Below are 20,130 nucleotides of genomic sequence, written 5' to 3'. Positions count from 1 at the left end.
CGTCGCACATGCCACGACCCCCTCGCCACGGCCCTCCAGCCGCTCGGCCACCATGACCAGCCGCAACAGGCCCTCACGACCGATTATCGGCGCACGTCCACACTCGTGACTATCCATATGCGCAGTGTGCTTGGGCGATGGATAGTGGCCAGCGCCGTCGCATGGCGACGGGCCGCGAGCTGTTCGAGCAGTTTGCGGCGCTGCCCGCGGTCGGTACCGACCGAAGCCTGCGCCACGGCCACCGACAGACGACGAGCCGTCCGTCGACCCCTCCACCGGCCCCGCTGCTCGGGCGACTTCTCGGCGAGGCGCGCGGCGAGCGCAACGGCCCGTACCGTTGCACGATCACGGGTGATCTGGACTGCATCGCGGCCGCGCTCGGCGACACCGAGCCGGGAGAGCAGACGCTCGCGCAATTCCCGCCCGAGTACGGCCGCGAGACTTGACGACTCGGAGTCCGGCTTCCGGTGCCGCAGCTCGATGCCCATGGCCAAGTGCCACAGCACAGCAGCCATGACCGGGCCAACGACGGCGCGGACAGTGCCGCCGACCGGCCCGGACTCGGCGTACGCGGGAACGATCTGCACCCCGGTGATGAACCAGACGAGGACTCCGGGAGCCCCGGGTGCGCCGTTCGGGCCGTTGAGGTTTTGCCTGGCCATGAGCGCCGTAGCGAAGAGCGCCAGCTCGGCGGCCGCGAACATGGCCGTCCGCTCCACCACGCTGGTCATGTGCAGGACGTCGCCGGCGAAGCCCCATGAAGTGTCGGCGCTGTAGGCGGTGCAGCCCACCGCCGCCAGGGCGGCAACGCGGACCGCCGGAGTTCCGAGCATCGGACTGCTTCTGAGCATCCGCAGGCCCCGCCATACGCCCCACACCACCGGCAGGACAGCAGCGACGACGACCGCGGGCTCCGCATACGAGGAAGGCAGAGTGAGGGCCATCAGGCCGCCCTCGTCCTCTGCCAGGCCGTGTCCTTGCTCTTCAGCGTGACGACCTTGCTGACCTGACTGAGCTGGGCCGCATAGAGCGCGTTCAGCAACGCGATCTCGTCGCTGTGGCTCTCCTCCCAGAGCTCGGCGAGGATGTCGCGGGCCGCCGAGGAGCGAGCCGCGCGGTCTTCGCCGGACTCCCCGGGCCGCCCGAGGAAGAGGCTCTCGAAGCCGAGGGCGAGTTCCTCGAACTCCTCGGTGTTCGCGGCCTCCTGGTAACCGATGTACGTACGCATTGACCTCTCCAAAGTCCTGGACGGGACGGGAGGTCAGCGACGGCAGGCTTCCTTGACCGTCGGCTGCCGCCGCTGACCGGAGGCCGTCAGATGCGGAAGCGCCGCGGGCTGGTGAAGCGGGTCCACCACTGGTAGGCGAGCATGACCATGTAGTGGCCGCCGAGGCCGCACAAGATGGTGAGGAGCCAGTCGCCGCCGAGGTCTCCGGCGGCCCGGCCGCTGAGGAACACAACGACCAGGCTGGCGACGAGGGAGAGCAGGGCGATGATGCCCTGCCCGGCCGTCGGTTGCACGACGTGGCGGCCCACGACCTCCATGGCGCCCGGCGCCAGAAGACGAAGTCCTCCGTCGGGGAGCTGGACGGTCACGCACTTCTCGCTGCCGAAGCTGGTGAGCCCAGCGACAGTTCCCAGCGCCATGTCGGCGCGGTCTCGGACGACGTCGCCGATAGCGAGCTTCATTGATCCCCCATGGGATGTAGAGGCAGGAAGCCGGCGACGGACGGGAGTCCGCCCCGGTAGTTCCGGGAGATCGCTCATCAGGAGACGAGTGATCATCACCTCCGGCGCCGCACACCTTGCGGAGCGGCGCCGAAGATCAAAAACACTCGTTCGTCCAGGCACTCTGTGCAGTTCTCAAGCAACGGGCGCTTCCTTCGTACTCACCCCTGCGGGCTTTCCTCCGGGCACAAGCAACTCATAAAGAGGTCAGGTCCTCAACTCCTCTTAATGAGTTGCTCAGACTATGGCGTAGGTCTCCCTAGGTCGTCAAGACCTCTTAATGACTCGTATGCTGAGGGTCGAGCAAGACAGGGGCGGTGATCCTCAATGGCGACGGCGTACGAACGCATCGCGGACGACCTGCGACAGTCCATCCGTACAGGTCAGTTGGCCCCCGGCGATCGACTGCCCTCAGAGGCGAAGCTTGCCGATCAGTACAGGCGAAGCTTGCCGACCGTCCGGGAAGCACTTCGCGTGCTGCAGGCCGAGGGGCTGCTGATCAAGGATCACGGGCGTGGCAACTTCGTCCGGCGCCCCCGCACCTTCGTGCAGCGCACCAACACCCGCCATCAGTGGGAGAAGGACCGGGCCCGCGAACCGCTGACGAAGCGCGCATCCACGGGCGCGACCGAGCACGACACCGGCCTGGAGATGCCCGACCTGGTCTTCCACGCCGCGTACCGCGAGGTCAAGGCGACCGCTGAGCTGGCGAAGGCCTTCGGTGTCGATGAGGGCACCGACCTCGTCGAACGCAGCTACCGGACGCGGTACCGCGTAGAGACCGCGCCCTTCACGCTGGTCACCTCCTACCTCGTCCGCGACCTGGTCAAGGAGAACCCCGACCTCCTCGACGAGACCAAAGAGCCCTGGCCCGGCGGCACCCAGAACCAGCTCTACACCGTGGGCGTCGAGCTCGGCCGCATAGAGGAACGCGTCACCGCCCGCCCGCCGACGAGCGAAGAGGCGGAAGAGCTGGAACTCCCGCCCGGCACGGCGGTCCTGGCCCTCCGGAAGACGTCCTTCGACATCAACGGCCGAGCCGTGGAGATCTCCGACGTCCTGCTCCCGGGCGACCGCACCGAAATGATCTTCACGACTCCCCTGGAAAGGTGGTGACCGGCATGGGCCGGCTCGTCATCGTTACCGCCGTCCACGAACCCGCCGCGCAGCACTTGCCGGACGCCTACAAGTCGATCTGCGCGCAGGAGCTCCCCGAGGGATGGGAGTGGCAGTGGGTCGTACAGGAGGACGGCAAGGGTGAAGCGGTCGCGCCCCACATACCTGACGACTCACGGGTGATCTTCCGGCAAGGCCGGCCGGGCGGCCCCGGCGTCGCGCGCACGATCGCCTTGGCCCATGCCGAGGGCGACTACATCAAGATTTTGGACGCCGACGACCAGCTGACGCCCGGGGCGCTCGCCCGCGACTTGGCCGTCCTGGAGGCAGACCGCACGATCGGCTGGACCACGTCCCGCGTCCTGGACCTCCTGCCCGACGGCTCCACCCTCGGCTTCGACCAGGACCCGGACGAGGGGCCGATCGAACGCGGCGCCGTCCTTGAGCACTGGAAGGAGCACGGGTTCCGCGCGCAGGTCCACCCGGCGACGCTGTGCATGCGGCGCGAGCTCCTCCTCGCCCTCGGCGGGTGGATGGCACTGCCGGCCTCGGAGGACACGGGCCTTCTGCTCGCGCTCAACGCGGTCAGCCGCGGATACTTCACCCGCGAAGCCGGACTTCTCTACCGCAAGTGGCCTGGACAGGCGACGAGCCAGCCCTCCCACACGGACGCCGCCGAGCGCGACGCGCGCATGGCCGTAGTCGAGGCCAGGGCGAGGGAGTTGAGCTACCTCCGCTGGCGCTACCCCGTCAGCGAGTGACCGGGAACCGGTAGGCGATCCGGCACTTCGCGGCGGGTACGACGATGTCCGCCGTCTCCACTGCCCGCCCGTCGTCGCTGTAGTAGGTGCGCTGGATCCGCGTCACGAGCGCACCCTTCTGGATGCCGAGGAGGTTCGCCTCCTCGGCATCCGCATGTCCGGGCTCGGGCCATTCCTCGACATCAGTCACGGTGACACCGATCTCGGCCATGCGACGGACCACGCCCGCGCCGGCGAGGGGGCCGAGCTCGGGCAGGAGGACAAGGGTGCCGACCGTCAGGTCGTACGGCTCCCAACTCGTCATGAGCTGCACCGGCTTGTCGTCCACCAGGTACTCGTACGCGGTGCGCACGCAGTAGGCACCCTCTTCGATGCCCAGGCGCGCGGCGATCTCCGGCGACGCGGGCACCATCCCGTCCGTCCGGCTCTCGAACGTCCACTGCGCGTCGGGCGCGCATTGCTCCTGCTCGGGCGAGCGAACCAGCCTCCGACGCTCGCGCCGTTCCGCCACGTAGGTTCCCGAGCCGGCACGCCCGGTGAGCACGCCTTCCGAGATGAGCCACTCCTGGGCACGGCGGACCACGTCCGCGGTTACGCCGTACTCGTCGGCCAACTGCGCACGAGAGGGCAGGCGTTCGCCGGGCTTCCACTCTTGGCCATCGATGCGCTTCCGAAGCGTCTCGGCGAAACGGCGGTAAGGCGGCTGCTCACGCATACGGCAAATCTAGGCCCCGGTTTCCACATGCGGCGCCCATGTCAAGTTGGGCACCTAGCCTTCTCCTTAGCGTTAGTCTAGGCGTAGATTAACGCCTAGACCACGTCTGGGTGGCCTTCCACGTCAGTGACCGCACAGCGACGGAGGAACGCGTTGTGCCCTCGACCCAAGCCCGTGTCGCCCGCGTCGCCGATCACCTCGCCGCCGCAGGATGCGCCCCTCGGGTGATTGATCGGGAAACCCACGTGCACATCGAGGCAGAGATGCCGGACGACCTCTCTGCCGCCGCGTTCGACTCACTCACCGCAGCGCTCGCGGCTGCGGACTGGTGGGGCGTCGTCACCGGTTCGAAACGCGGCCGTGCGGTCTGGGCTGCCGTCGACAAGCAAGACCCCGTGGCCGCGGAGGCTGCCACGGGTCGTGATCGTCAGCCATGAGGAGCTGATAGGCGTGTTCACCAGGATCCGCAGTGCTCCGGTATGGGCCAGGAAGCAGGCCTTACCCCGCAGCGACGCCCACCGCGCTTCGGTGACAAGGCCGACACCGGCCGGCACCCAGTCCGCCGGCGCGGAGGGTCGGCGTCCTCGAGACGAGGTTGACCTCTTGGCGATGTTGGCAAGCGGGTGCGGCCTCCAGGTGGAGGTCCGCTGATGCCCGACCGCCACGCACACAGCCCCTACCTGTCCGTCGAATGCCGGGTGGGCACCCATGACCAGTGCAAGGTGCCCGAACGCGCAGGCACCCGCCCCACGCCGGGGGTCGTCTACGAGACCTGCAACTGCCGGTGCCACCAGGCGAATGACTCGCGCCGACTCGCCATGAGGGGGAACTGATGTATCACCCGAACCTCGTCCTCACACTCGTCGAAGTCACCGCTGCCACGGTACGACGAGGTGATCTCCTGGAGATCGGCCAGCGGGAGTTCAAGGTCGACCACGCCCAGAACATGCCGGGCGGCGGGAAGCGCGTCTACTTCGACACCGGCGAGGCCTTCCTGATGTGCACCGGGACGCGGCTCTTCGCCATGCGTCCGGTCCAGCCGGCCGGAAGGGTGTGACGCATGCCAGCGGCGCGGTACCCGGAGATCGCCGACACGCTCCGGGAGAAGATCCTCAAGGGTGAGTACCGCAGGGGTGATCGCCTACCCTCCGAGGCGAAGCTCGCCGCCCTCCTCCACACCACCACCCCCACGCTGCGCCATGCCCTGCACGTTCTCCAGGCGGAGGGGCTGGTGCACAAACGGCACGGGAGCGGTAACTACGTCGCCCTGCCCCTTCCGCGCATCCCGTACTCCAGCGATCGAAGGCTGTGGGAGGAACACCCGGCTTCTGAGGCCAAGCTCAGGATCGTTTCGGAAGTCAACAAGGTGGAGGCCTGCTCGGAACTCGCATCCCTGATGAACATCGCACCGGGCACCCAGCTGACGGAATATCGCTACCTCAGCCTCGAAGAGAAGATCCCGTACAGCTTGGTTCGCCTCTACGTGAGGCAAAGCATGGCGAAAACCCTGGGCATGGTGAAGATGCCGCAGCCGTCCCCCTGGGGTGATGACGTCGCGCAGTTGTACGCCGCCTACGGCTTCACGATTGCGTCCACCGTGGAGCGAGTCGTTGCCCGCCCCCCGACTACGGAGGAGGGTAAGGCGCTCCAAATCCACGTGACACTCCCCGTGTTGGCGATTCAACGTGTGTCCACGAATCCCAGCGGAACCGTTGTCGAAGTCGCCAACCTAACGTTCCGCGGCGACCGCGGAGAGGCCGTGTACACCACGCGTCCACAGGAGGTGGACAATGCCCACTACTTCATTCCGTGACGCATCGCGAACCGCGGAGTACACGCCCGACGTCGAGCTGCGTCTCCTACCTTGGGCCGGGCCTGGGAACAAACCGTGTTACCTCAGCTCAGGGGCCGAGCACGGGCTTCTCGCCGACCTCGCGTGCCGCATCGAGGGCGATCAGCTCGACCAGGCCGACGAACTCCTCGGCCATGTCGAGAGGTTACTCAACCGTGACGGCGCGAAGCCTGATGAGCTCCAGCTCCTTGTTCGTCCGCTGGCTGCAGCTCTGCGCGACGTAGCACGAGTAGCGGTCAGTCGGGGCGAGCGTTTGCCCGCTGATCGAGTGCATGGAGCCCTCTCCCCCGAACCGACTTCTCGTTGGGCGCTAACACCCGACCTCTTCGCGGGGACGCAGTACACCGGCGAGTGCCTCGACTGCGGGCAGCGGAGCTCTGTCTCCTCCAGCCCGAAAAGGGTCCAGGAGTGGGCCCTGGAGCATGCCGAGGAGACCGGCGACCGACATTTCAAGGCGCACACCTTCCAGGCGTTCACCGCCTTCCCAGTGAACAGACCGTCTCCCCCAACTGACGGTAGGTAAAAGCCCGTTTCTTCCCAGAGGCCAGGCTCTCGTTTTTCGAGAGCCTGGCCTCTGTTCTACATCTCTGAGCGAAAGAGCACCGTCGAAGCGCGAAACCAACGACGGTCGGCCGCTGCGACTGTCGAAGGCCCAACCCGAGACGCCGGGGGTCACGCCAGTGCGCCTCGGAAAGGTTGGGCGAGCTGGTGACGACATAGGTCCTGGGTAGCAACGATCAGCAGGCGCTCACGCACCAGGTCAGCGACCACCAGAGCGTCGCCAGGCGGCAGAAGATCGAGCGCCTGGTCAATGGCCGTGAGTCCTTCGTCATACCGGCCGAGCCGACGCAATGCGCCGGCCACGCGGAAGAGCACGATCGGATCGTTGTCACCGTCGAAGGGGGGCTGGCTGCTGAGAGCGAGGATCCGTTCCGCTCCCTGGTCGAGGTTCTGGCCCAACCACAGGCCATGGAGCAAAACGTGCAGAGTCTTTGCGTGTGCACCGACTTCGCCAAGAAGTTCGTCCATGAGGCCAGGCCCTTCCGGGTGGGACTGAGCCAGCAAGGCGAAGGCGTAAAGGGCACGGCTGTAGCAATCCAGTGGCTGGACTCCCGAGTCCACGAGTTGCTCAATGAATGCCTGAAGGGTGGGGCAGCGAATGTCATATCGGAGGGCGTTCAGGTACAGATGCCGGTAAGTGCGGGCGGTGACCGGATCGAGGTCAGAGGAAGTGACCTGGCTTGGACTCAGGCTGCTGAGGACGCTGTTCCCCTGCGCGCGGGCAGCCCAAGCTGCATCCGCACAGACCTCGGATGACTCCCGCCAGTCCGCGTCGAGCCAGCGCAAGTCGTCTGCCAGGCGACCCGGCCAAGAGGGGTCTGCCGTGTTCAGGATGGCTCGGGTCCGGGCCTGCAGGAGGGCCAGGGACCGGGAAGGGCCAGCGTCCGATTGGCTCACAAAATGAGTGCTGCCCAGCCCGCAGGGTCAACACCCTTCAGATCTTGTTGGAGTAACCAGGGGCTCGTACCGTCAGGAGCATGCCCCCTGGAGCGATGCGCCCGCCGCCTTCCCAGACTCACCTCGTTCCCCCGCCCTGGACGCCCCTGTTGGTCGCGGCTCGCTGGTACGTCCGCTACGGACCGGGGATCTCGCTCAAGAAGGCCCTGCTGCAGGAATGGCTCGACGTGGGCCTACGCAAGAACCCCCGCTCAACCAGGGTCATCAGGACACGTCATGGTCTGCGTATGCGAGCCCGCACCACGGAAGACCTGATCACGAGGACGATCTATACCTCTGGGGTCTGGGAGCCGCACGTCTCCGCATTTATCGCTTCGAGGTTGCGGCCAGGCGACGGTTTCATCGACATCGGCGCCAACCTCGGGTACTACAGCGTCCTCGCCTCCCACCTCGTCGGCCCGGCCGGCCGGGTGGTGGCGGTCGAGCCCGCACCAGGACTTCACGCGGAACTGCTCGCCAACCTCTCCTTGAACCACTGCGAGAACGTCCGTCCCGTGCGAGCGGCCGTGACAGCTGAGCCGGGTGAAGTCACCTTGTACACCCCCCACTCCGGCAACCTGGGCGCCACGACGATGCTGAAGCCAGCCCGCCATGAAGCAGAGGTGACCGTCCCCGGACTGCCTCTGGCCCAAGCGGTCACCGCCGACGAACTGGAACGTGCACGCCTCATCAAGATCGACGTTGAGGGCGCCGAAAGCGACGTGCTACAGGGCCTCGCTCCCTTACTGGGCCGCCTGCACCCGAGCTGTGAGATCGTCGTCGAGATCAGCCCGGAGCGGCTGGCAACGGCTGGCACGTCAGCCGCCGAGCTCCTGGAGCCTTTCCTGCAGCACGGGCTCTCTCCCTACCGGTTGATCAACTCGTACATGCCCGAGGACTACCCAGTGATGCTGCAGCGACGGTCCGTCCCTACCCGTCTTCGCGGCCCGATCGCGTCCCAGACGGATGTAGTCCTATCCCTCATCGATGCCGCAGAACTCCCCTAAAAAAACGGATCGTTGATGAGCCTGAGCACTACCCACCTCCACCACCAAAGCGGCTGAAACAGTGGTGGTGTCACAGCGGTCACGCTGTCACGCCACGGCCCTGAACTGGGCAGACTCACGACAGCAGCCCCCACCTCCTGCGTGTTTCAGCCTTCTCCCCGCCTCCAGCACAGGCGTACGAACTCCCCTGAGATCCTCAAGTCATCTACATGCCTTCTCCCTTGGGGGCGGAGGCGTTGGACGCCGTCGAGCAGTTCGTAACGATCGCCGCAGTCGTCCTAGGTGCGCTCACGACCCACTTCACCAACCACCGGGTGGAGAAGCAGCGCCACCGCCAGGCCATGCTGACCCGGTGGGACGGCAAGAAGCTCGACGCCTACGAGACGTACGTCGACAGGATGCGGTCGTGCGTCTTCCTCGCAGTCGAGCTGTACGAGTCCCGAGAAGGCCTCCGAGAGACCGAGAAGACCGAGCTGGAGTTACTTGAAGGGATGGCAGAGGCCGGCCGTCTACGAGGCCGCGCCTTCGAGCGTGTCATGCTCCTCGGCGGAGACGAGGTCGTGGAGGCCGCTCACGAACTCAATGCCCGTGCGCTTGAAGTCGACTGGCAGGCGACCGGCAAGACCACAGGCACCCTGGATGACTGGCGCGCCCGCAACCGTGCCGCCTTCCGTGCGGTCAACGACTTCCACGAGGCTGCCCGTCAGGACCTCGGTGTCAGCGGGAGCGTCACAGGTAGCAGCCACCCAGAGAGAGATCTCCTCCTGCCACCTGCACGTCGAGAGAACGGCCATCAGGGCTCGTGAAGACGTTCAGTCCAGGCCGTCTCGATGGCTTACTGCTCAATCGGACGGATCTACATGATCCGCCATTCTCAGATCTACGAGGTTGGAGAGATTTTCGGCTTCTTCAGCTATACCAACCCCGACAGCGAGGCCCCAATGCCCGTATCACGGGAGCGGCTTCCAGTGGAGCACCTACGGCGAGAACACCGCGGAGGGGCAGAAGACGGCTACCGCGATCACGGCCCCGTGAATGAACAGCGACGGCCGCCGAGAGGGCCGATCACCCTGAAGATCGAGGACCTGGAATGTGAGGCGCGACACATCACACCCCCGCAAGGGGCAGTCATGACGCTCCGTCAATCTTGATTTATACAACGGACTTGACGTCCCGTCACAGCACCTCAACGTCCAGAGCGGAGCGATTAGTGGAAATTTGAACTCTAGGCTGGGCGCCTCAGTGCGTGATATCACTCTTCCGAGTTCAAAGAGTTCCCATACCTGCAGCATCTCACCGTAAGGCCGTTGGCATTTCGAGGAGGACCAAACACCACCTTCAGTGGCCATGCCCTGAAATCTGACCAGACACGGATCGTTTTGAGCCGCACCCGGCAGTTGGCCGAGGCGGCCCCGCATTCTAATAGAACAGAGAACACCCTTGCATAATTTTCGTAATCGACTTCCCATACCCCGCCTGGCCACAGTATTGACCGTGCCACTCGCACTACTCGGAACCACCGTTACCAACGCGTCCGGCGCACCTGCGCCGAGCTCCTCTGCCCCGAAGGCCGCCTTCGGACTGGACGCACTGTCCTACCGCGATGTCACCGGTGCAGCACCGCGTAGCGCGGCGGCCGCGAAGCCAATGGTCTCCAGCTTCAGCGTGCGCGTCTCTCCCTCGGGTCAGACCGCCGTCGTGGACAGCTCCATGGTGGACGACGGGGCTCTCAGTGCGACGAGCCCTTCTTTCGTGGATTTGGCCTGGAAGTCGTACTCGAAGAATGCCCGCTACACAGTGGTTCGCGAAGGCACGCCGGTGGCCGAGCTAAAGGCAGGTTCGTCCAGCTTCCGCGATACGCATGTCGTACCGGGCGCGAAGTATCAGTACCGGATCATTCCTGAGTTGGTCGGCGACCACTCCCAGGCCCGCACCTTCGGCCTGCAAGTTACCGTCCCCACCACGGCGAAGGGCGAGTCGGATCTCACCGCGATGCGGGCTTCGGTAGCAGCTCGGGGGAAGGCAGCAGCCGCAGCGTCCACCACCACGCTCACGTGGACGACGTTCATCCCTGAGGCCCGGCTAGCTGCGCCGACGGTGGGTGGCAAAGCCGTGTGCACATACGGCAAGGGGTACACCTTCGGCGGCGACAACCGCGGCTTCGACTGGAAAAACTCGCGCTATCGCACATCTGTCAGCGCGACGATCAAATGGAGCAACAAGTCAGTCGAGGGGAACACAAGTATCGGAGCGACACACGTTTACGACAAGAACGGAAAGCTTGTCGCCAAAAAGACGGCATCCAACGAAAGCTTCGCCAGGAAGCTCGGCAACGGGTCGAACTATATTGACATGCGCCTGTCGACACAAGCAAGGAACCCGTTCTGCGGCAGTATGACAATGGGGAACGCGATCTCCGGTGCCATGCAGTTCCGCGTATACAGCAACGGTGACTGGCAAATCCGATCGGGGGTTCACCGGCTGATGCCGAACCACTACATGTACATCTACAACGGTGGTCGGGTGACGGATGTCTACAAGCGCAAGTACGCCAGCCCCTTTTGCCTGGTGGGATCGGCCGGATGCGAACCTGCCGACCTGACCGGCTACACGGGGCACTACAACTAACCCCTCCCCTGCAGGACCCAGTGGGCTTCCACAAGCCGGGTGCCCATGGAAGCCCACTGCGGTGTCTACAGGAGTTAGTGGATGGTCTTGCGCCAGGCGTAGGTGGTGAACCAAAAGACAACGATGGGGTAGCCGGTGAACAGGGCCCACGCAACCATCCCTGCCCCGCCACCGCCGACCGACAAAGCAGCTGAAACGGCGAAGTGGGTGACCCACGCAGCTAGGCAGATGACAAGTCCCGCCAGCGGCCACTGGTCACGGCGCAAGCGTCCCAAGCGCCGGAAGACGACAACGGTCACCGACACGAGAGCGGCGATCAGTACCGGAACCAGGAGCAGCGGGCCAGCCAGCAGAGTGGACGCCGTTCCGTCAGCGTCCCCAAACAGGACAACGCTCTCACCCATGAAGATGAGAGTGCAGACCAGCCACGGGGCGATCGAAGCAGAGAGGACAACAGGAAGGTACCTGCGGATCTGCTTCGACACTGCCGACTCCAAACGGATGATTGCGCTCCAGGCTGTGCCTCAGGATAGCCAGCCGTGGACGTGGCGCTGCGGGCGCCTGCCTGCCCTGGTGGCGTTCCGTGAGGGACTGGGGCAAGGGCTCACTCCCACCGCCAGCCTTGGGAGCCACTGCCCTCAGAGGCGGAGCTACCGGTAACGCGGCGAAGTAACTGCGTTCTCGCGCACCCTTGTATCAAGGCTTCAGGGGGTGGCGATGCGCTGGCGAAGGAGGGCGCTCCAGCCCTGCGCCCGGCAGCTCGTCTCCCTCTGCGAGTCGATGTGCTGGGAGAAACCGGGGAGAAGATCTTGCAAGGCGCCGCTCGGAACGCCACACCAGACCAGCTCAAACCAACGGCCCGACCAGCGGCGAAGGTGGCCAACGCAGGACACGGCCATCTCCGGACCTCATTCGGGACGAAGAGGTCGTGGGTTCAAATCCCGCCACCCCGACAGGTGAAATACCTAGTCAGAGCCTTGATCGACTCAGTCGGTCAAGGCTCTGACTCGTTTCTGGGGCCGTTTGGAGCCTTTTGGGGAGCCCTGCCCCAAGCCGGCTCCCCGGCCCACACTCGAAGTGCGCCTCCGCGCCATGGCACTCAACCGTGAGATGCGGGTCACATGTAGGGATCTTGGTGCAGTCGTGCCCGGAGCCCTCGCCACGAGTCCCGGTGATCAGATCTCAGGAGTGTCCGGTCCCTACGGGATGCCGTGCCGAGCTCGCGCCGAAGGGATGTACGCGCTGACGTGGGGACCGCGGGCCTCTTCCGACCACGGACCTCTCCCGGAAACACCCGTGCCGCAGGTTCGCCCCGAGCTGCGCAGGCCGTCGAAGGCGTCATCGGCGACCACGGCGCTGTACGGCGGGCGTTCGGCGCTGCGGACCACCTCCGCCAAAGCCGGGGAGAGGACGTCGTTGAAGTCGTGCACGCCGCGCTTCGTCCGGTCCCGCTCGTAGGCCTCGCACAGCTCCCACACCGCTTGCCGGTGGACTCGCTGCAGACTGGCGCGGCGCCGCGCCTGTGGACGGTGGCGTACTCCTCGAAGGAGGTGATGCCGCGCCTTTGACGACGTAGTCGATCTCCTCGCTCCAGTAACCGGGAGCAGGGTCTGTCTCGACCGGCCTGCCTCCCCGCCCGACGTACTTCCAGGCGAGGCTGAACGCGGTTTCCGCCTTGTCGCCATGCAGCCTGCACTCCGGGCCCAGGAGTGCAGGCTGCCGAAGTCGACCCGGTCCGCCACCGCCGGGCACATGGCACTCAGGAAAGTGCCCTGCACACGGGGCAGGTTGTCGGCGAAGGTCACGTACAGGACGTGGCCCTCGTGGGCGACGGGTCAGGTGGGCCGCCCGGTGCAGGCCGACGACTGTCTTGCCGGTGCCGACCGGGCCGCTGACCCGGGCGGGCCGCCCCGTTCACGGCGGACGAGTGCGACCTGGTCGGGGTGGAGGAAGGTCATCCGCCGCTCGATCGGGGCGCGGTGCGCCTCGTCGAGGACGGCATCGCGCTACCCGTCGACGTCGAAAAGCCCTTCGGCGCCCTCTTCTTGGGCCCTCGGGCTGCCCTTCGCGGTCTCGCCGACGGTCGATTCCTCGTATCCGGGGAAGACCTGCTCCAGCCGGTCGGCGATCTCCCGGACCTGCCGCGGGCCGAGCCGGCAGCACCGGCCCCACCTCCCGCTCGCCGAGCAGCCGGATGCTGCCCAGCCGGGCGTCCAGGCGCCGGCCGGCGAACACCATGAGCGGCTGGACGGCGACCGGCGACAATCCGTGGGATCCGACCGCGCGTTCGGCCGACTTCGTCACGTCCAGTAGCTTGCCGACATGCCCGTCCCAGGCCCAGCCGCCGGCCCAGAGCCTCCCCTTCACGACCTCCGGTGCCGCCCGCCAGTTCTTGACGTCGATGGCGAAGACGCCTCCCGGGCCGATCAGGAGCATGTCGACGTTGGCCGCGCGCGTACCCGGCCAGCGCCGGTCCGCAGGGAGTCGCCGGTCCCGTTCGGTCAAGACCAACAGCTGGGCTACGACGCTCCGTTCGTCCTAGCCGGCCGCCTCCCACCGGCGGGCCTCCCGTCGAGCGGCCAGCCACTGCTCACGGCAGCAGCCCTCGCACACGATGTGACGATCACGGAGCGGACTGCGACAGGACGTCGGGCCGCCGAGGACACTCGGCGGCCCGGCACGTGCCGCGGGCGTCAGCCCTCCAGCGTCGGGTAGTCCGTGTAGCCCTTGGCGTCGCCGCCGTAGTAGGTGGAGCGGTCGGGGGTGTTGAACGGGCCGCCGGCGGCGAGGCGGCGGGGGAGGTCCGGGTTGGCGAGGAAGAGGCCGCCGAACGAGACGAGGTCGGCGGTGCCGTCCTCGACGAGGGCGAGGTCCTCGGGGCCGGTGGGCCGGCCCTCGGTGAAGGGGTTGAGGATGAAGGGGCCCTCGAACAGCTTGCGCAGGGCGACGGTGAGCTCGCGGTCGCCGGGCTCCATGATGTGCAGGTAGGCCAGGCCCAGCGGGGCGATGCGGGCGACCAACGCCTCGTAGGTGGGGCGCGTGTCGGTCTCGTGGATGCCGTTGATGGTGCCGCCGGGCGACAGGCGGATGCCGGTGCGCTCCGCGCCGATCTCGGCGGCGACCGCTTCGGCGACCTCCACGGCGAAGCGGATGCGGCCCTCGATCGAGCCACCCCAGCCGTCGGTGCGCAGGTTGGTGTTGGTCGCCAGGAACTGCTGGATCAGATAGCCGTTGGCGCCGTGCAGCTCGACCCCGTCGAAGCCGGCCTCGACGGCGTTGCGGGCGGCGCTCGCGAAGTCGGCGACGGTCTGCCGGATCTCGTCCTCGGTCATCTCGCGCGGGGCGATGTAGTCCTTGGGGCCCTCGGCCGTGAAGACCTGGCCCTCCGCGGCGACGGGCGAGGGGGCGACGGGGACGAGCCCGTCGGGCAGCAGAACGGGGTGGCCGATGCGGCCGGTGTGCATCAGCTGGGCGAAGATCCGGCCGCCCTCGGCGTGCACGGCGTCGGTGACCTTGCGCCAGGCCACGACCTGCTCGGCACTGTGCAGGCCCGGGGTGAAGGGGTAGCCCTGGCCGACGACGGAGGGCTGGACGCCCTCGGTGACGATCAGGCCGGCGGAGGCGCGCTGGGCGTAGTACTCGGCGGTCAGCTCGGTGACCAGGCCGCCGTCGGCCGCCCGGCTGCGGGTCATCGGAGCCATCACGATGCGGTTGGCGAGCTGGTTCCCACCGACGGTGATCTGGTCGAAAGCGCTGGTCATGACGGAGCCCTCCAAATTACTTGGCCGACCAATCGATCGGCGTGGCGCCACTGTAGCGCATTATTTGGCCAGCCAACATAATGGGAGGAGGGAAGATTTCCCGGACTCCCGTCGAAGCGGGGAGATGCGTCCCAGAGCTGACGAACCAGGAGGCCCTCATGCCCGGCGCCGAGTACCAGTGCCCGAACGAAGCGACCACGACCACGGAATCCGGCACGTGCGGCGAGGTCAGCCACGCCATCGCCCGCGTCGCCAAGCTCCACCGGATCACGGCGGGGCAGCTGCTGCGCCGCCTGGGCCTCTACCCGGGGCAGGAACTGCTGATGATGGCCCTGTGGGAACACGGCCCGCAGCGCCAGACCGAGTTGATCAAGCTGACGGGCGGCCTCGACCCCTCGACGGTGACCCGCATGGTGCAGCGCCTGGAACAGGCGGGACTCGTCCGCCGGCAACCCGACCCCACCGACCGGCGCGCGGTCGTGGTGGAGGCCACGGAGCAGGGCCAGGCGCTGCGGGGCGAGGTCGCGGAGGTGTGGCAGGAGCTGGAGGACGTCACCCTGGCCGGGCTGGGCGATCACGACCGCGCCGAGCTGGCGCGACTGCTGGAACTGCTGGAGGCCAATCTGTGCGGGGCGTGTCGCCCTTGCTGAACGCCTAACCACCCACCCCCACCCCTGGGTTGTGGAACGTGGACATCTTCTCCGGGTCGATCCGCGCCCATGCCACGTCCTTGAGCCGGGTCTCCCACAGCTCCCGTCCATGCAGCCCGGCCAGGAAGGACTCCAGGGCCGGGTCCTGCGCGGGTGTCACCTCGACCACCCTGCCGTGCACGGTGATGCGGTCATGTCGTCCGGCGTCTCGTACATGCCCCGACTATGACCCGTGCCACTGACAGCGGGGCCCGGTCCGCCGGTCTTCCGTCAGCACGGCGCCGGACAACCACCCGACAGAGGCATGGAGTTGTCCACAGACGGCCGGTCGTCCACAGACTGGGCCGCGGCCGGTCTGGATGTCGGCGGTTCGGCGCAGAATGGGGGCATGACTGAGAGCAACGAGCCCCTGCGGGGCGACGGGTTCATGCCCGATTGGGAGAAGCGCTTCCGGGCGCCCCGCGTGGGGCTGCCCAGATGGGCGGAGGACGCACCGGACCGCTCGCTGTTCACCTCGAACGCGACCGGCACGTTCGAGGTGTACGCGTGGGACCGCGCCACCGGCGGACGGCGTCAGGTCACGGACCGGCCCAACGGCACCACGGGCGGGGTACTGACGCCGGACGGCGAATGGATCTGGTGGTTCTCGGACACGGACGGTGACCGATTATGTCACTAGTCGAGACTCAAGAACACCCTCTGACAGACCCAGACCACTCAGTCCGGGTGACCCTCGCATGGTCGGTCATGACACGGCGGAAGAGGTCATGGCCTGTACGAGCGGCGTGACGCAACGCCCAGAGTTGCGCAGCATCCTGCTCGTCCTGCGGGCCGGAGTCCTCACCGCACCCCACTGCGGTGCAGAACGCCTCGAAGACGATCCCGCCCTCCGGCGCACGCTTGATCGTGTGCGGCATGTACCGGTAGATGGCGCGCACGGTCACTTGTCCGCCGCCTTCCGCACGCACGCGGCGTGCCAGTAGACGACCACGGGAGCCGCCGACGCGCGTTCCTCAGTGCCCCGCCGCGCGGGCTGAAGCTGCCCAATCGCCGTCTTGCACACCGGGCATGTCTCGCCCTCTGGGGCGTAGGTCATGTACTCGTCCCGGTAGATGCTCGTCTTGGTGGTCACCGTCTCGCCGTCCTCTCGCGTAGTCGGAAGGGCGCCCACGCTAGGACTGTGTCGCTTCCAAACCCCGCGAAGTTTCTCGTTGTTTCTCGCGTCGGTTCGTGATCCCCCCCAATGGTTCGCGGATCACCCGAGAACACGACGCGCACGGGCCAAGACCCGGTGAGCCTCGGCCCCGTAGACCGCCGCATCGTTCAACCGATCCCAGACACGCCCGTACAGGGCCACGTCGGACGGGTCGTCCAACCGGAGCTCCGTGCTGATCGTCTCGACGCGCACCAACCGCTCATCAAAGATCCAGAAGCCATGTCTGGGGGTCAGCGTCAGCGGCACACCGAGAGGGATGAGACCGAGCGACACAGTGTCCAGACCGACCAGACCCGCAAGCCGGTCAAGCTGCCCAGCGAGCGTCACAGGGGAGCAGGGCAGGGCGTGAAGCGCCGCTTCCCATAAGAGGATCCGGTGCTGTTTGCCAGGCTCGTACAGCACCTCTTGGCGCTTCATCCGGGCGCGTACGGCCGCCTCGGTATCCCGAGGGGTCTGATGAATCGAGGCGTTATGCGTCAGCAGGGAGCGCGCATAGTCAGGTGTCTGGAACAACCCGGGGATCACGGTCGCCTCATACGCCCGAACCGCGCGAGTCTTCCGGTACTCGACGACCGACTGTTCCTGTATCGGAGCGTGCCCGTCGGCGAGCTGCCGGCGGCGGGACTGCACATGCGTCTCAAGCCCCCGCAAGCGGCGCTGTAGGTCCTCTGACTCCCGAGGAGCCCCACAGGCCCGGGCCCATGTGTTCAGGTCCTCGGGAGCGGCTGTCTGACGGCCGTTCTCCAGCTTCGAAACCTTGGAGTGGACCCAGCCGCAACGCTCGGCCAACTGTCGGCCAGTAAGCCCGCCCTCGGTACGCAGCTCACGCAGCCGCGCACCAAGGGCCTCTCGGGCTCGTTGGAAATCGGTGCTCACATAGCGGAAGGTACCCGCGCAGCGAACTCCTCGTACAAGGCAGCGAAATGCCAGGCTGCATCGCGGACTTGGCAGGCCGCGACCACTGCCGCCGGATCGGTGATCAGCTCCAGCCCGAGCGTCCGGCCGTCCTCATGGTGGAAGCGGGCCAGGGTGCATGAGTCGAACAACCAGAAGTCCGCCATGGGCAATGCCAGTCGCTCAGCGTCGGCACGCCACAAGTACCGGATGTCTTCCCCGGCCTCGATGGTGACCTGAGCCCCGTCGAGCAAGTACCGCTGGTTGTCGGTCGGCGGGTTGTCCACGATCCGCACACGCTCAACACGCTTACCCTGCTCGGCAAGAGCGCGACGGCCATTCAAGAACGCTTCGCGCCCTACGGCGCTGTAGCCCTCCCCACGCGCCCAACGCTTGTACCGATCCGACTTGGTGTCGGCCTCGTACGCGCGCTGAGTCTCCAGCCGCCAAGCAGTGTGCTCGAACGTGTCGAACAACCCGTTCAGCACCGAGGTACTGACCAGCTCCGGCACGGGACTACTCCTTGGGAGCGAACCGAACGAGCAGCTCACGCGGGACCACCACGAAGCCCTCGGACGGCTTCACGGCGCGGAGCTGCGCCACGTCCTCATCTTCCGCCCTCTCGCCCTGCACAAGGATCTCGCCCGTGTCCAGGTCCTCGTACAGGGTCGGGCAGTCGTTGTCATCCGAGGTGGTGCCAAGCATCCTCAAGCGTCGTGCCATGGCTGTTCCCCTTCTGCTCGGAAGCGTCGGCACAGCATGCCCCGCACCTTCGTGATCTGTCAGCCAGACCACCGAGAAACATCGTGCTGCCTCAGGGCTCAGCGGACTACGACTCACCGCCCAGCGCCCGGTACAGGGTCGCTCGGGACACCCCCAGCGCCTTGGCTATCGCCGTGACGCTCTCACCCTTCTCCCGCCGCGCCTTGGCAACGGCAAGCTTGTCAGCGTCCATGACGGTCGGACGACCACCGTGGTTACCTCGCAGAGCGGCAGCCTCCAACCCCTCCAAGGTCTTCTCCCTGATGCCCTCACGCTCCACTTCAGCCGCGACAGCGAGCACGGCGAACACGATGGCCCCGGCGCCGTTGGGGTCATACACGCCCTGGAGCGGGCCGGACAGGAGTTCCAGTTGAATGCCGTCCGCCTGGAGAGCGGACGACAGCGCCATAAGCTCTGCCGCGTTACGGGCCAAGCGCTTCATCTCCACCACCGTCAAGATGACCGGTTGCCCGGGCGCGGCAGTCTTGATCTCCCGGGCCAGTGTTAGCGCCTTCTCAAGCTCCGGCCGCTCCTTCACACGGGTGCTGATCTTCTCCGAGAACACACGGGTGCAGGAGGCAACAGCCAGCGCATCCAACTGGCTCTGGAGTTCCTGCCCGACCGTTGAGCACCGGGCGTACCCGATGCGGATTGCTGCGCCCAGCGCCACGTCCGCCGATTCGGGCACGGCCTCACCGACCACCCAGGGCTTGCCGGGATTGCGGTTGGCCGGGGTCTTCACTGCAAGTTCCGCCTTGAGCGCGGCCACCAGGGCAAAGCGGCCCGTGTGGTAGTTCACCGACACCTTGCCCTTAGACGTACGGCAAGGGCTCCCTGCGGGGGCTTCACACTTCGGGCAGACATGGCGCTCGACCTGATCGGCCGGGGTCTTGGTCGTCATGACCAAACAGTCTCATAAACGAGTCTCAAAACCTAGAGGTGCGACAGATCTTTTGAGACGGGTTTCGAGACGTCAAAGCAGGGGCGAAATGGACAGCACCCGGGGAGCGATCCGCCGTCTCACTAACGATGGATTGTGAGACACCCTCTGCGCCCACCCCTGGCTGCGCACCTGGGGGTAATCCCCTCTCACACCCTCACGAGGACCCACCGGGGGTGCCTTCCCCGCACCCTGTACGGGTATGGAATTTCCAGCACCCATCCATTGACAGATGGGGTAATGCGTGATCCACCCTGGCGGAACCGCCCACCGAGGCCGGTACTCCCGCTACGTACGCATCTGGCGATACGAGGTAACTGCCACGGGACGCCACTCGGCTGCATCAGAAAAGACTTTGACAGAAGCTCAACTTTCACTACCGTTCAGATGCCAGTCACAGCAGCCGAGAGGAGAGGGACCATAAGGGAGCACCTTTGGCGGAAGGCACTATTGCAATCCGACATGCCCAGGGAGGCCAAGCTTGTCGGCGTGGCCATGGCCACCTACGGAGACTACGAAACCGGGGAGAACGTTCGCCCATCGAACGGAACGATAGCCCGGGACCTTTGCTATAGCGGCCAAACACCCGAAAAGACTGTGAAC

General features: G+C 66.4%; 24 protein-coding genes and 2 pseudogenes. 11 read left to right on the top strand and 15 right to left on the bottom strand.

Going from position 1 to position 20,130, the window contains the following annotated elements:
- Positions 1-128: 128 nt before the first annotated feature.
- The 3 genes and pseudogenes from AB8735_RS20455 to AB8735_RS20445 form a co-directional block, all read right to left on the bottom strand.
- Positions 129-944, bottom strand: a pseudogene (locus tag AB8735_RS20455) (hypothetical protein); the annotation flags it as partial.
- Entirely contained in the window at positions 944-1,228 is a 285-nt protein-coding gene (locus tag AB8735_RS20450) for a hypothetical protein (protein ID WP_372408721.1), read from the bottom strand. The pseudogene AB8735_RS20455 and the gene AB8735_RS20450, both read right to left, overlap by 1 nt.
- 86 nt (positions 1,229-1,314) lie before the next feature.
- Entirely contained in the window at positions 1,315-1,689 is a 375-nt protein-coding gene (locus AB8735_RS20445; RefSeq protein WP_372408720.1) for a hypothetical protein, read from the bottom strand.
- A 366-nt stretch (positions 1,690-2,055) separates the two neighbouring features.
- Between AB8735_RS20445 and AB8735_RS20440 the strand changes: the two genes are divergently transcribed.
- Both AB8735_RS20440 and AB8735_RS20435 read left to right on the top strand, forming a co-directional pair.
- Entirely contained in the window at positions 2,056-2,844 is a 789-nt protein-coding gene (locus AB8735_RS20440; protein WP_372408719.1) for a GntR family transcriptional regulator, read from the top strand.
- A gap of 5 nt (positions 2,845-2,849) precedes the next feature.
- A complete protein-coding gene (locus tag AB8735_RS20435) occupies positions 2,850-3,605 on the top strand; it encodes a glycosyltransferase family 2 protein (RefSeq protein ID WP_372408718.1) in 756 nt (251 codons plus the stop codon).
- Here the strand turns inward: AB8735_RS20435 and AB8735_RS20430 are convergent.
- On the bottom strand, positions 3,595-4,320 hold the full coding sequence (locus AB8735_RS20430; protein ID WP_372408717.1) for a GntR family transcriptional regulator: 726 nt from the start codon (positions 4,318-4,320) through the stop codon (positions 3,595-3,597). The genes AB8735_RS20435 and AB8735_RS20430 overlap by 11 nt on opposite strands.
- 155 nt (positions 4,321-4,475) lie before the next feature.
- Between AB8735_RS20430 and AB8735_RS20425 the strand changes: the two genes are divergently transcribed.
- The 4 genes from AB8735_RS20425 to AB8735_RS20410 all read left to right on the top strand — a co-directional run bounded on the left by AB8735_RS20425 (position 4,476) and on the right by AB8735_RS20410 (position 6,133).
- Positions 4,476-4,757, top strand: coding sequence for a hypothetical protein (locus tag AB8735_RS20425; RefSeq protein WP_372408716.1), 282 nt, complete (start codon positions 4,476-4,478; stop codon positions 4,755-4,757).
- Between the two features lie 213 nt (positions 4,758-4,970).
- Positions 4,971-5,153 carry a hypothetical protein gene (locus AB8735_RS20420; protein WP_372408715.1) on the top strand — a complete coding sequence of 61 codons (183 nt, stop codon included), beginning with the start codon at positions 4,971-4,973 and terminating at the stop codon, positions 5,151-5,153.
- Entirely contained in the window at positions 5,153-5,377 is a 225-nt protein-coding gene (locus AB8735_RS20415) for a hypothetical protein (protein ID WP_372408714.1), read from the top strand. Before AB8735_RS20420 ends, AB8735_RS20415 begins: the two co-directional genes overlap by 1 nt.
- A gap of 3 nt (positions 5,378-5,380) precedes the next feature.
- Complete coding sequence (locus tag AB8735_RS20410) at positions 5,381-6,133, top strand: GntR family transcriptional regulator (protein ID WP_372408713.1); 753 nt, start codon at positions 5,381-5,383, stop codon at positions 6,131-6,133.
- Positions 6,134-6,844: 711 nt separating this feature from the next.
- On the opposite strand, the gene AB8735_RS20405 is transcribed toward AB8735_RS20410, so the two are convergent.
- Positions 6,845-7,519: a hypothetical protein gene (locus AB8735_RS20405; protein ID WP_372408712.1), complete on the bottom strand. Its 675-nt coding sequence runs from the start codon at positions 7,517-7,519 to the stop codon at positions 6,845-6,847.
- A 398-nt stretch (positions 7,520-7,917) separates the two neighbouring features.
- Between AB8735_RS20405 and AB8735_RS20400 the strand changes: the two genes are divergently transcribed.
- The 3 genes from AB8735_RS20400 (at position 7,918) to AB8735_RS20390 (ending at position 11,304) form a co-directional block, all read left to right on the top strand.
- Positions 7,918-8,676 carry an FkbM family methyltransferase gene (locus AB8735_RS20400; protein ID WP_372408711.1) on the top strand — a complete coding sequence of 253 codons (759 nt, stop codon included), beginning with the start codon at positions 7,918-7,920 and terminating at the stop codon, positions 8,674-8,676.
- Positions 8,677-8,912: 236 nt separating this feature from the next.
- On the top strand, positions 8,913-9,482 hold the full coding sequence (locus tag AB8735_RS20395; protein WP_372408710.1) for a hypothetical protein: 570 nt from the start codon (positions 8,913-8,915) through the stop codon (positions 9,480-9,482).
- Positions 9,483-10,170: 688 nt separating this feature from the next.
- Positions 10,171-11,304 (top strand): hypothetical protein, encoded by a 1,134-nt coding sequence (locus AB8735_RS20390; protein ID WP_372408709.1) that lies wholly within the window; start codon positions 10,171-10,173, stop codon positions 11,302-11,304.
- Positions 11,305-11,378: 74 nt separating this feature from the next.
- On the opposite strand, the gene AB8735_RS20385 is transcribed toward AB8735_RS20390, so the two are convergent.
- The 4 genes from AB8735_RS20385 to AB8735_RS20370 all read right to left on the bottom strand — a co-directional run bounded on the left by AB8735_RS20385 (position 11,379) and on the right by AB8735_RS20370 (position 15,065).
- The gene (locus tag AB8735_RS20385; RefSeq protein WP_372408708.1) at positions 11,379-11,789 is read right to left on the bottom strand and encodes a hypothetical protein; all 411 of its coding nucleotides are present in this window, start codon (positions 11,787-11,789) and stop codon (positions 11,379-11,381) included.
- Between the two features lie 714 nt (positions 11,790-12,503).
- Entirely contained in the window at positions 12,504-12,782 is a 279-nt protein-coding gene (locus tag AB8735_RS20380) for a hypothetical protein (RefSeq protein ID WP_372408707.1), read from the bottom strand.
- Positions 12,783-13,218: 436 nt separating this feature from the next.
- Entirely contained in the window at positions 13,219-13,809 is a 591-nt protein-coding gene (locus tag AB8735_RS20375; protein ID WP_372408706.1) for a nuclease-related domain-containing protein, read from the bottom strand.
- Positions 13,810-13,997: 188 nt separating this feature from the next.
- Positions 13,998-15,065 carry an alkene reductase gene (locus AB8735_RS20370; RefSeq protein ID WP_372408705.1) on the bottom strand — a complete coding sequence of 356 codons (1,068 nt, stop codon included), beginning with the start codon at positions 15,063-15,065 and terminating at the stop codon, positions 13,998-14,000.
- Positions 15,066-15,223: 158 nt separating this feature from the next.
- Between AB8735_RS20370 and AB8735_RS20365 the strand changes: the two genes are divergently transcribed.
- The gene (locus tag AB8735_RS20365) at positions 15,224-15,715 is read left to right on the top strand and encodes a MarR family winged helix-turn-helix transcriptional regulator (protein WP_344019012.1); all 492 of its coding nucleotides are present in this window, start codon (positions 15,224-15,226) and stop codon (positions 15,713-15,715) included.
- A 4-nt stretch (positions 15,716-15,719) separates the two neighbouring features.
- Here the strand turns inward: AB8735_RS20365 and AB8735_RS20360 are convergent, their stop codons facing one another.
- On the bottom strand, positions 15,720-15,896 hold the full coding sequence (locus AB8735_RS20360) for a hypothetical protein (RefSeq protein ID WP_372408704.1): 177 nt from the start codon (positions 15,894-15,896) through the stop codon (positions 15,720-15,722).
- A 207-nt stretch (positions 15,897-16,103) separates the two neighbouring features.
- Here AB8735_RS20360 and AB8735_RS20355 point away from each other — a divergent pair.
- Positions 16,104-16,379, top strand: a pseudogene (locus AB8735_RS20355) (S9 family peptidase); the annotation flags it as partial.
- Between the two features lie 276 nt (positions 16,380-16,655).
- Here the strand turns inward: AB8735_RS20355 and AB8735_RS20350 are convergent.
- The 5 genes from AB8735_RS20350 to AB8735_RS20330 all read right to left on the bottom strand — a co-directional run bounded on the left by AB8735_RS20350 (position 16,656) and on the right by AB8735_RS20330 (position 19,488).
- Complete coding sequence (locus AB8735_RS20350) at positions 16,656-16,847, bottom strand: hypothetical protein (RefSeq protein WP_372408703.1); 192 nt, start codon at positions 16,845-16,847, stop codon at positions 16,656-16,658.
- 123 nt (positions 16,848-16,970) lie between these two features.
- Positions 16,971-17,807: a helix-turn-helix domain-containing protein gene (locus AB8735_RS20345; protein ID WP_372408702.1), complete on the bottom strand. Its 837-nt coding sequence runs from the start codon at positions 17,805-17,807 to the stop codon at positions 16,971-16,973.
- On the bottom strand, positions 17,804-18,337 hold the full coding sequence (locus AB8735_RS20340; protein ID WP_372408701.1) for a DUF6879 family protein: 534 nt from the start codon (positions 18,335-18,337) through the stop codon (positions 17,804-17,806). Before AB8735_RS20340 ends, AB8735_RS20345 begins: the two co-directional genes overlap by 4 nt.
- A gap of 4 nt (positions 18,338-18,341) precedes the next feature.
- Positions 18,342-18,548: a hypothetical protein gene (locus AB8735_RS20335; protein WP_372408700.1), complete on the bottom strand. Its 207-nt coding sequence runs from the start codon at positions 18,546-18,548 to the stop codon at positions 18,342-18,344.
- A gap of 106 nt (positions 18,549-18,654) precedes the next feature.
- Entirely contained in the window at positions 18,655-19,488 is an 834-nt protein-coding gene (locus AB8735_RS20330) for a recombinase family protein (protein WP_372408699.1), read from the bottom strand.
- Between the last annotated feature and the right edge of the window lie 642 nt (positions 19,489-20,130).

Source organism: Streptomyces luteireticuli, from assembly GCF_041519305.1.
Lineage (GTDB): Bacteria > Actinomycetota > Actinomycetes > Streptomycetales > Streptomycetaceae > Streptomyces > Streptomyces luteireticuli.
Note: the sequence above shows the minus strand (reverse complement) of the source record. Positions and strands in the feature narration are given on the sequence as shown.

Coding starts and splice junctions, on each gene's coding strand:
- AB8735_RS20430 (WP_372408717.1), bottom strand. CDS start 4,320: ATGCGTGAGCAGCCGCCTTACCGCCGTTTCGCCGAGACGCTTCGGAAG.
- AB8735_RS20365 (WP_344019012.1), top strand. CDS start 15,224: ATGCCCGGCGCCGAGTACCAGTGCCCGAACGAAGCGACCACGACCACG.
- AB8735_RS20435 (WP_372408718.1), top strand. CDS start 2,850: ATGGGCCGGCTCGTCATCGTTACCGCCGTCCACGAACCCGCCGCGCAG.
- AB8735_RS20335 (WP_372408700.1), bottom strand. CDS start 18,548: ATGGCACGACGCTTGAGGATGCTTGGCACCACCTCGGATGACAACGAC.
- AB8735_RS20440 (WP_372408719.1), top strand. CDS start 2,056: ATGGCGACGGCGTACGAACGCATCGCGGACGACCTGCGACAGTCCATC.
- AB8735_RS20450 (WP_372408721.1), bottom strand. CDS start 1,228: ATGCGTACGTACATCGGTTACCAGGAGGCCGCGAACACCGAGGAGTTC.
- AB8735_RS20410 (WP_372408713.1), top strand. CDS start 5,381: ATGCCAGCGGCGCGGTACCCGGAGATCGCCGACACGCTCCGGGAGAAG.
- AB8735_RS20445 (WP_372408720.1), bottom strand. CDS start 1,689: ATGAAGCTCGCTATCGGCGACGTCGTCCGAGACCGCGCCGACATGGCG.
- AB8735_RS20330 (WP_372408699.1), bottom strand. CDS start 19,488: ATGACGACCAAGACCCCGGCCGATCAGGTCGAGCGCCATGTCTGCCCG.
- AB8735_RS20370 (WP_372408705.1), bottom strand. CDS start 15,065: ATGACCAGCGCTTTCGACCAGATCACCGTCGGTGGGAACCAGCTCGCC.
- AB8735_RS20400 (WP_372408711.1), top strand. CDS start 7,918: ATGCGAGCCCGCACCACGGAAGACCTGATCACGAGGACGATCTATACC.
- AB8735_RS20415 (WP_372408714.1), top strand. CDS start 5,153: ATGTATCACCCGAACCTCGTCCTCACACTCGTCGAAGTCACCGCTGCC.
- AB8735_RS20420 (WP_372408715.1), top strand. CDS start 4,971: ATGCCCGACCGCCACGCACACAGCCCCTACCTGTCCGTCGAATGCCGG.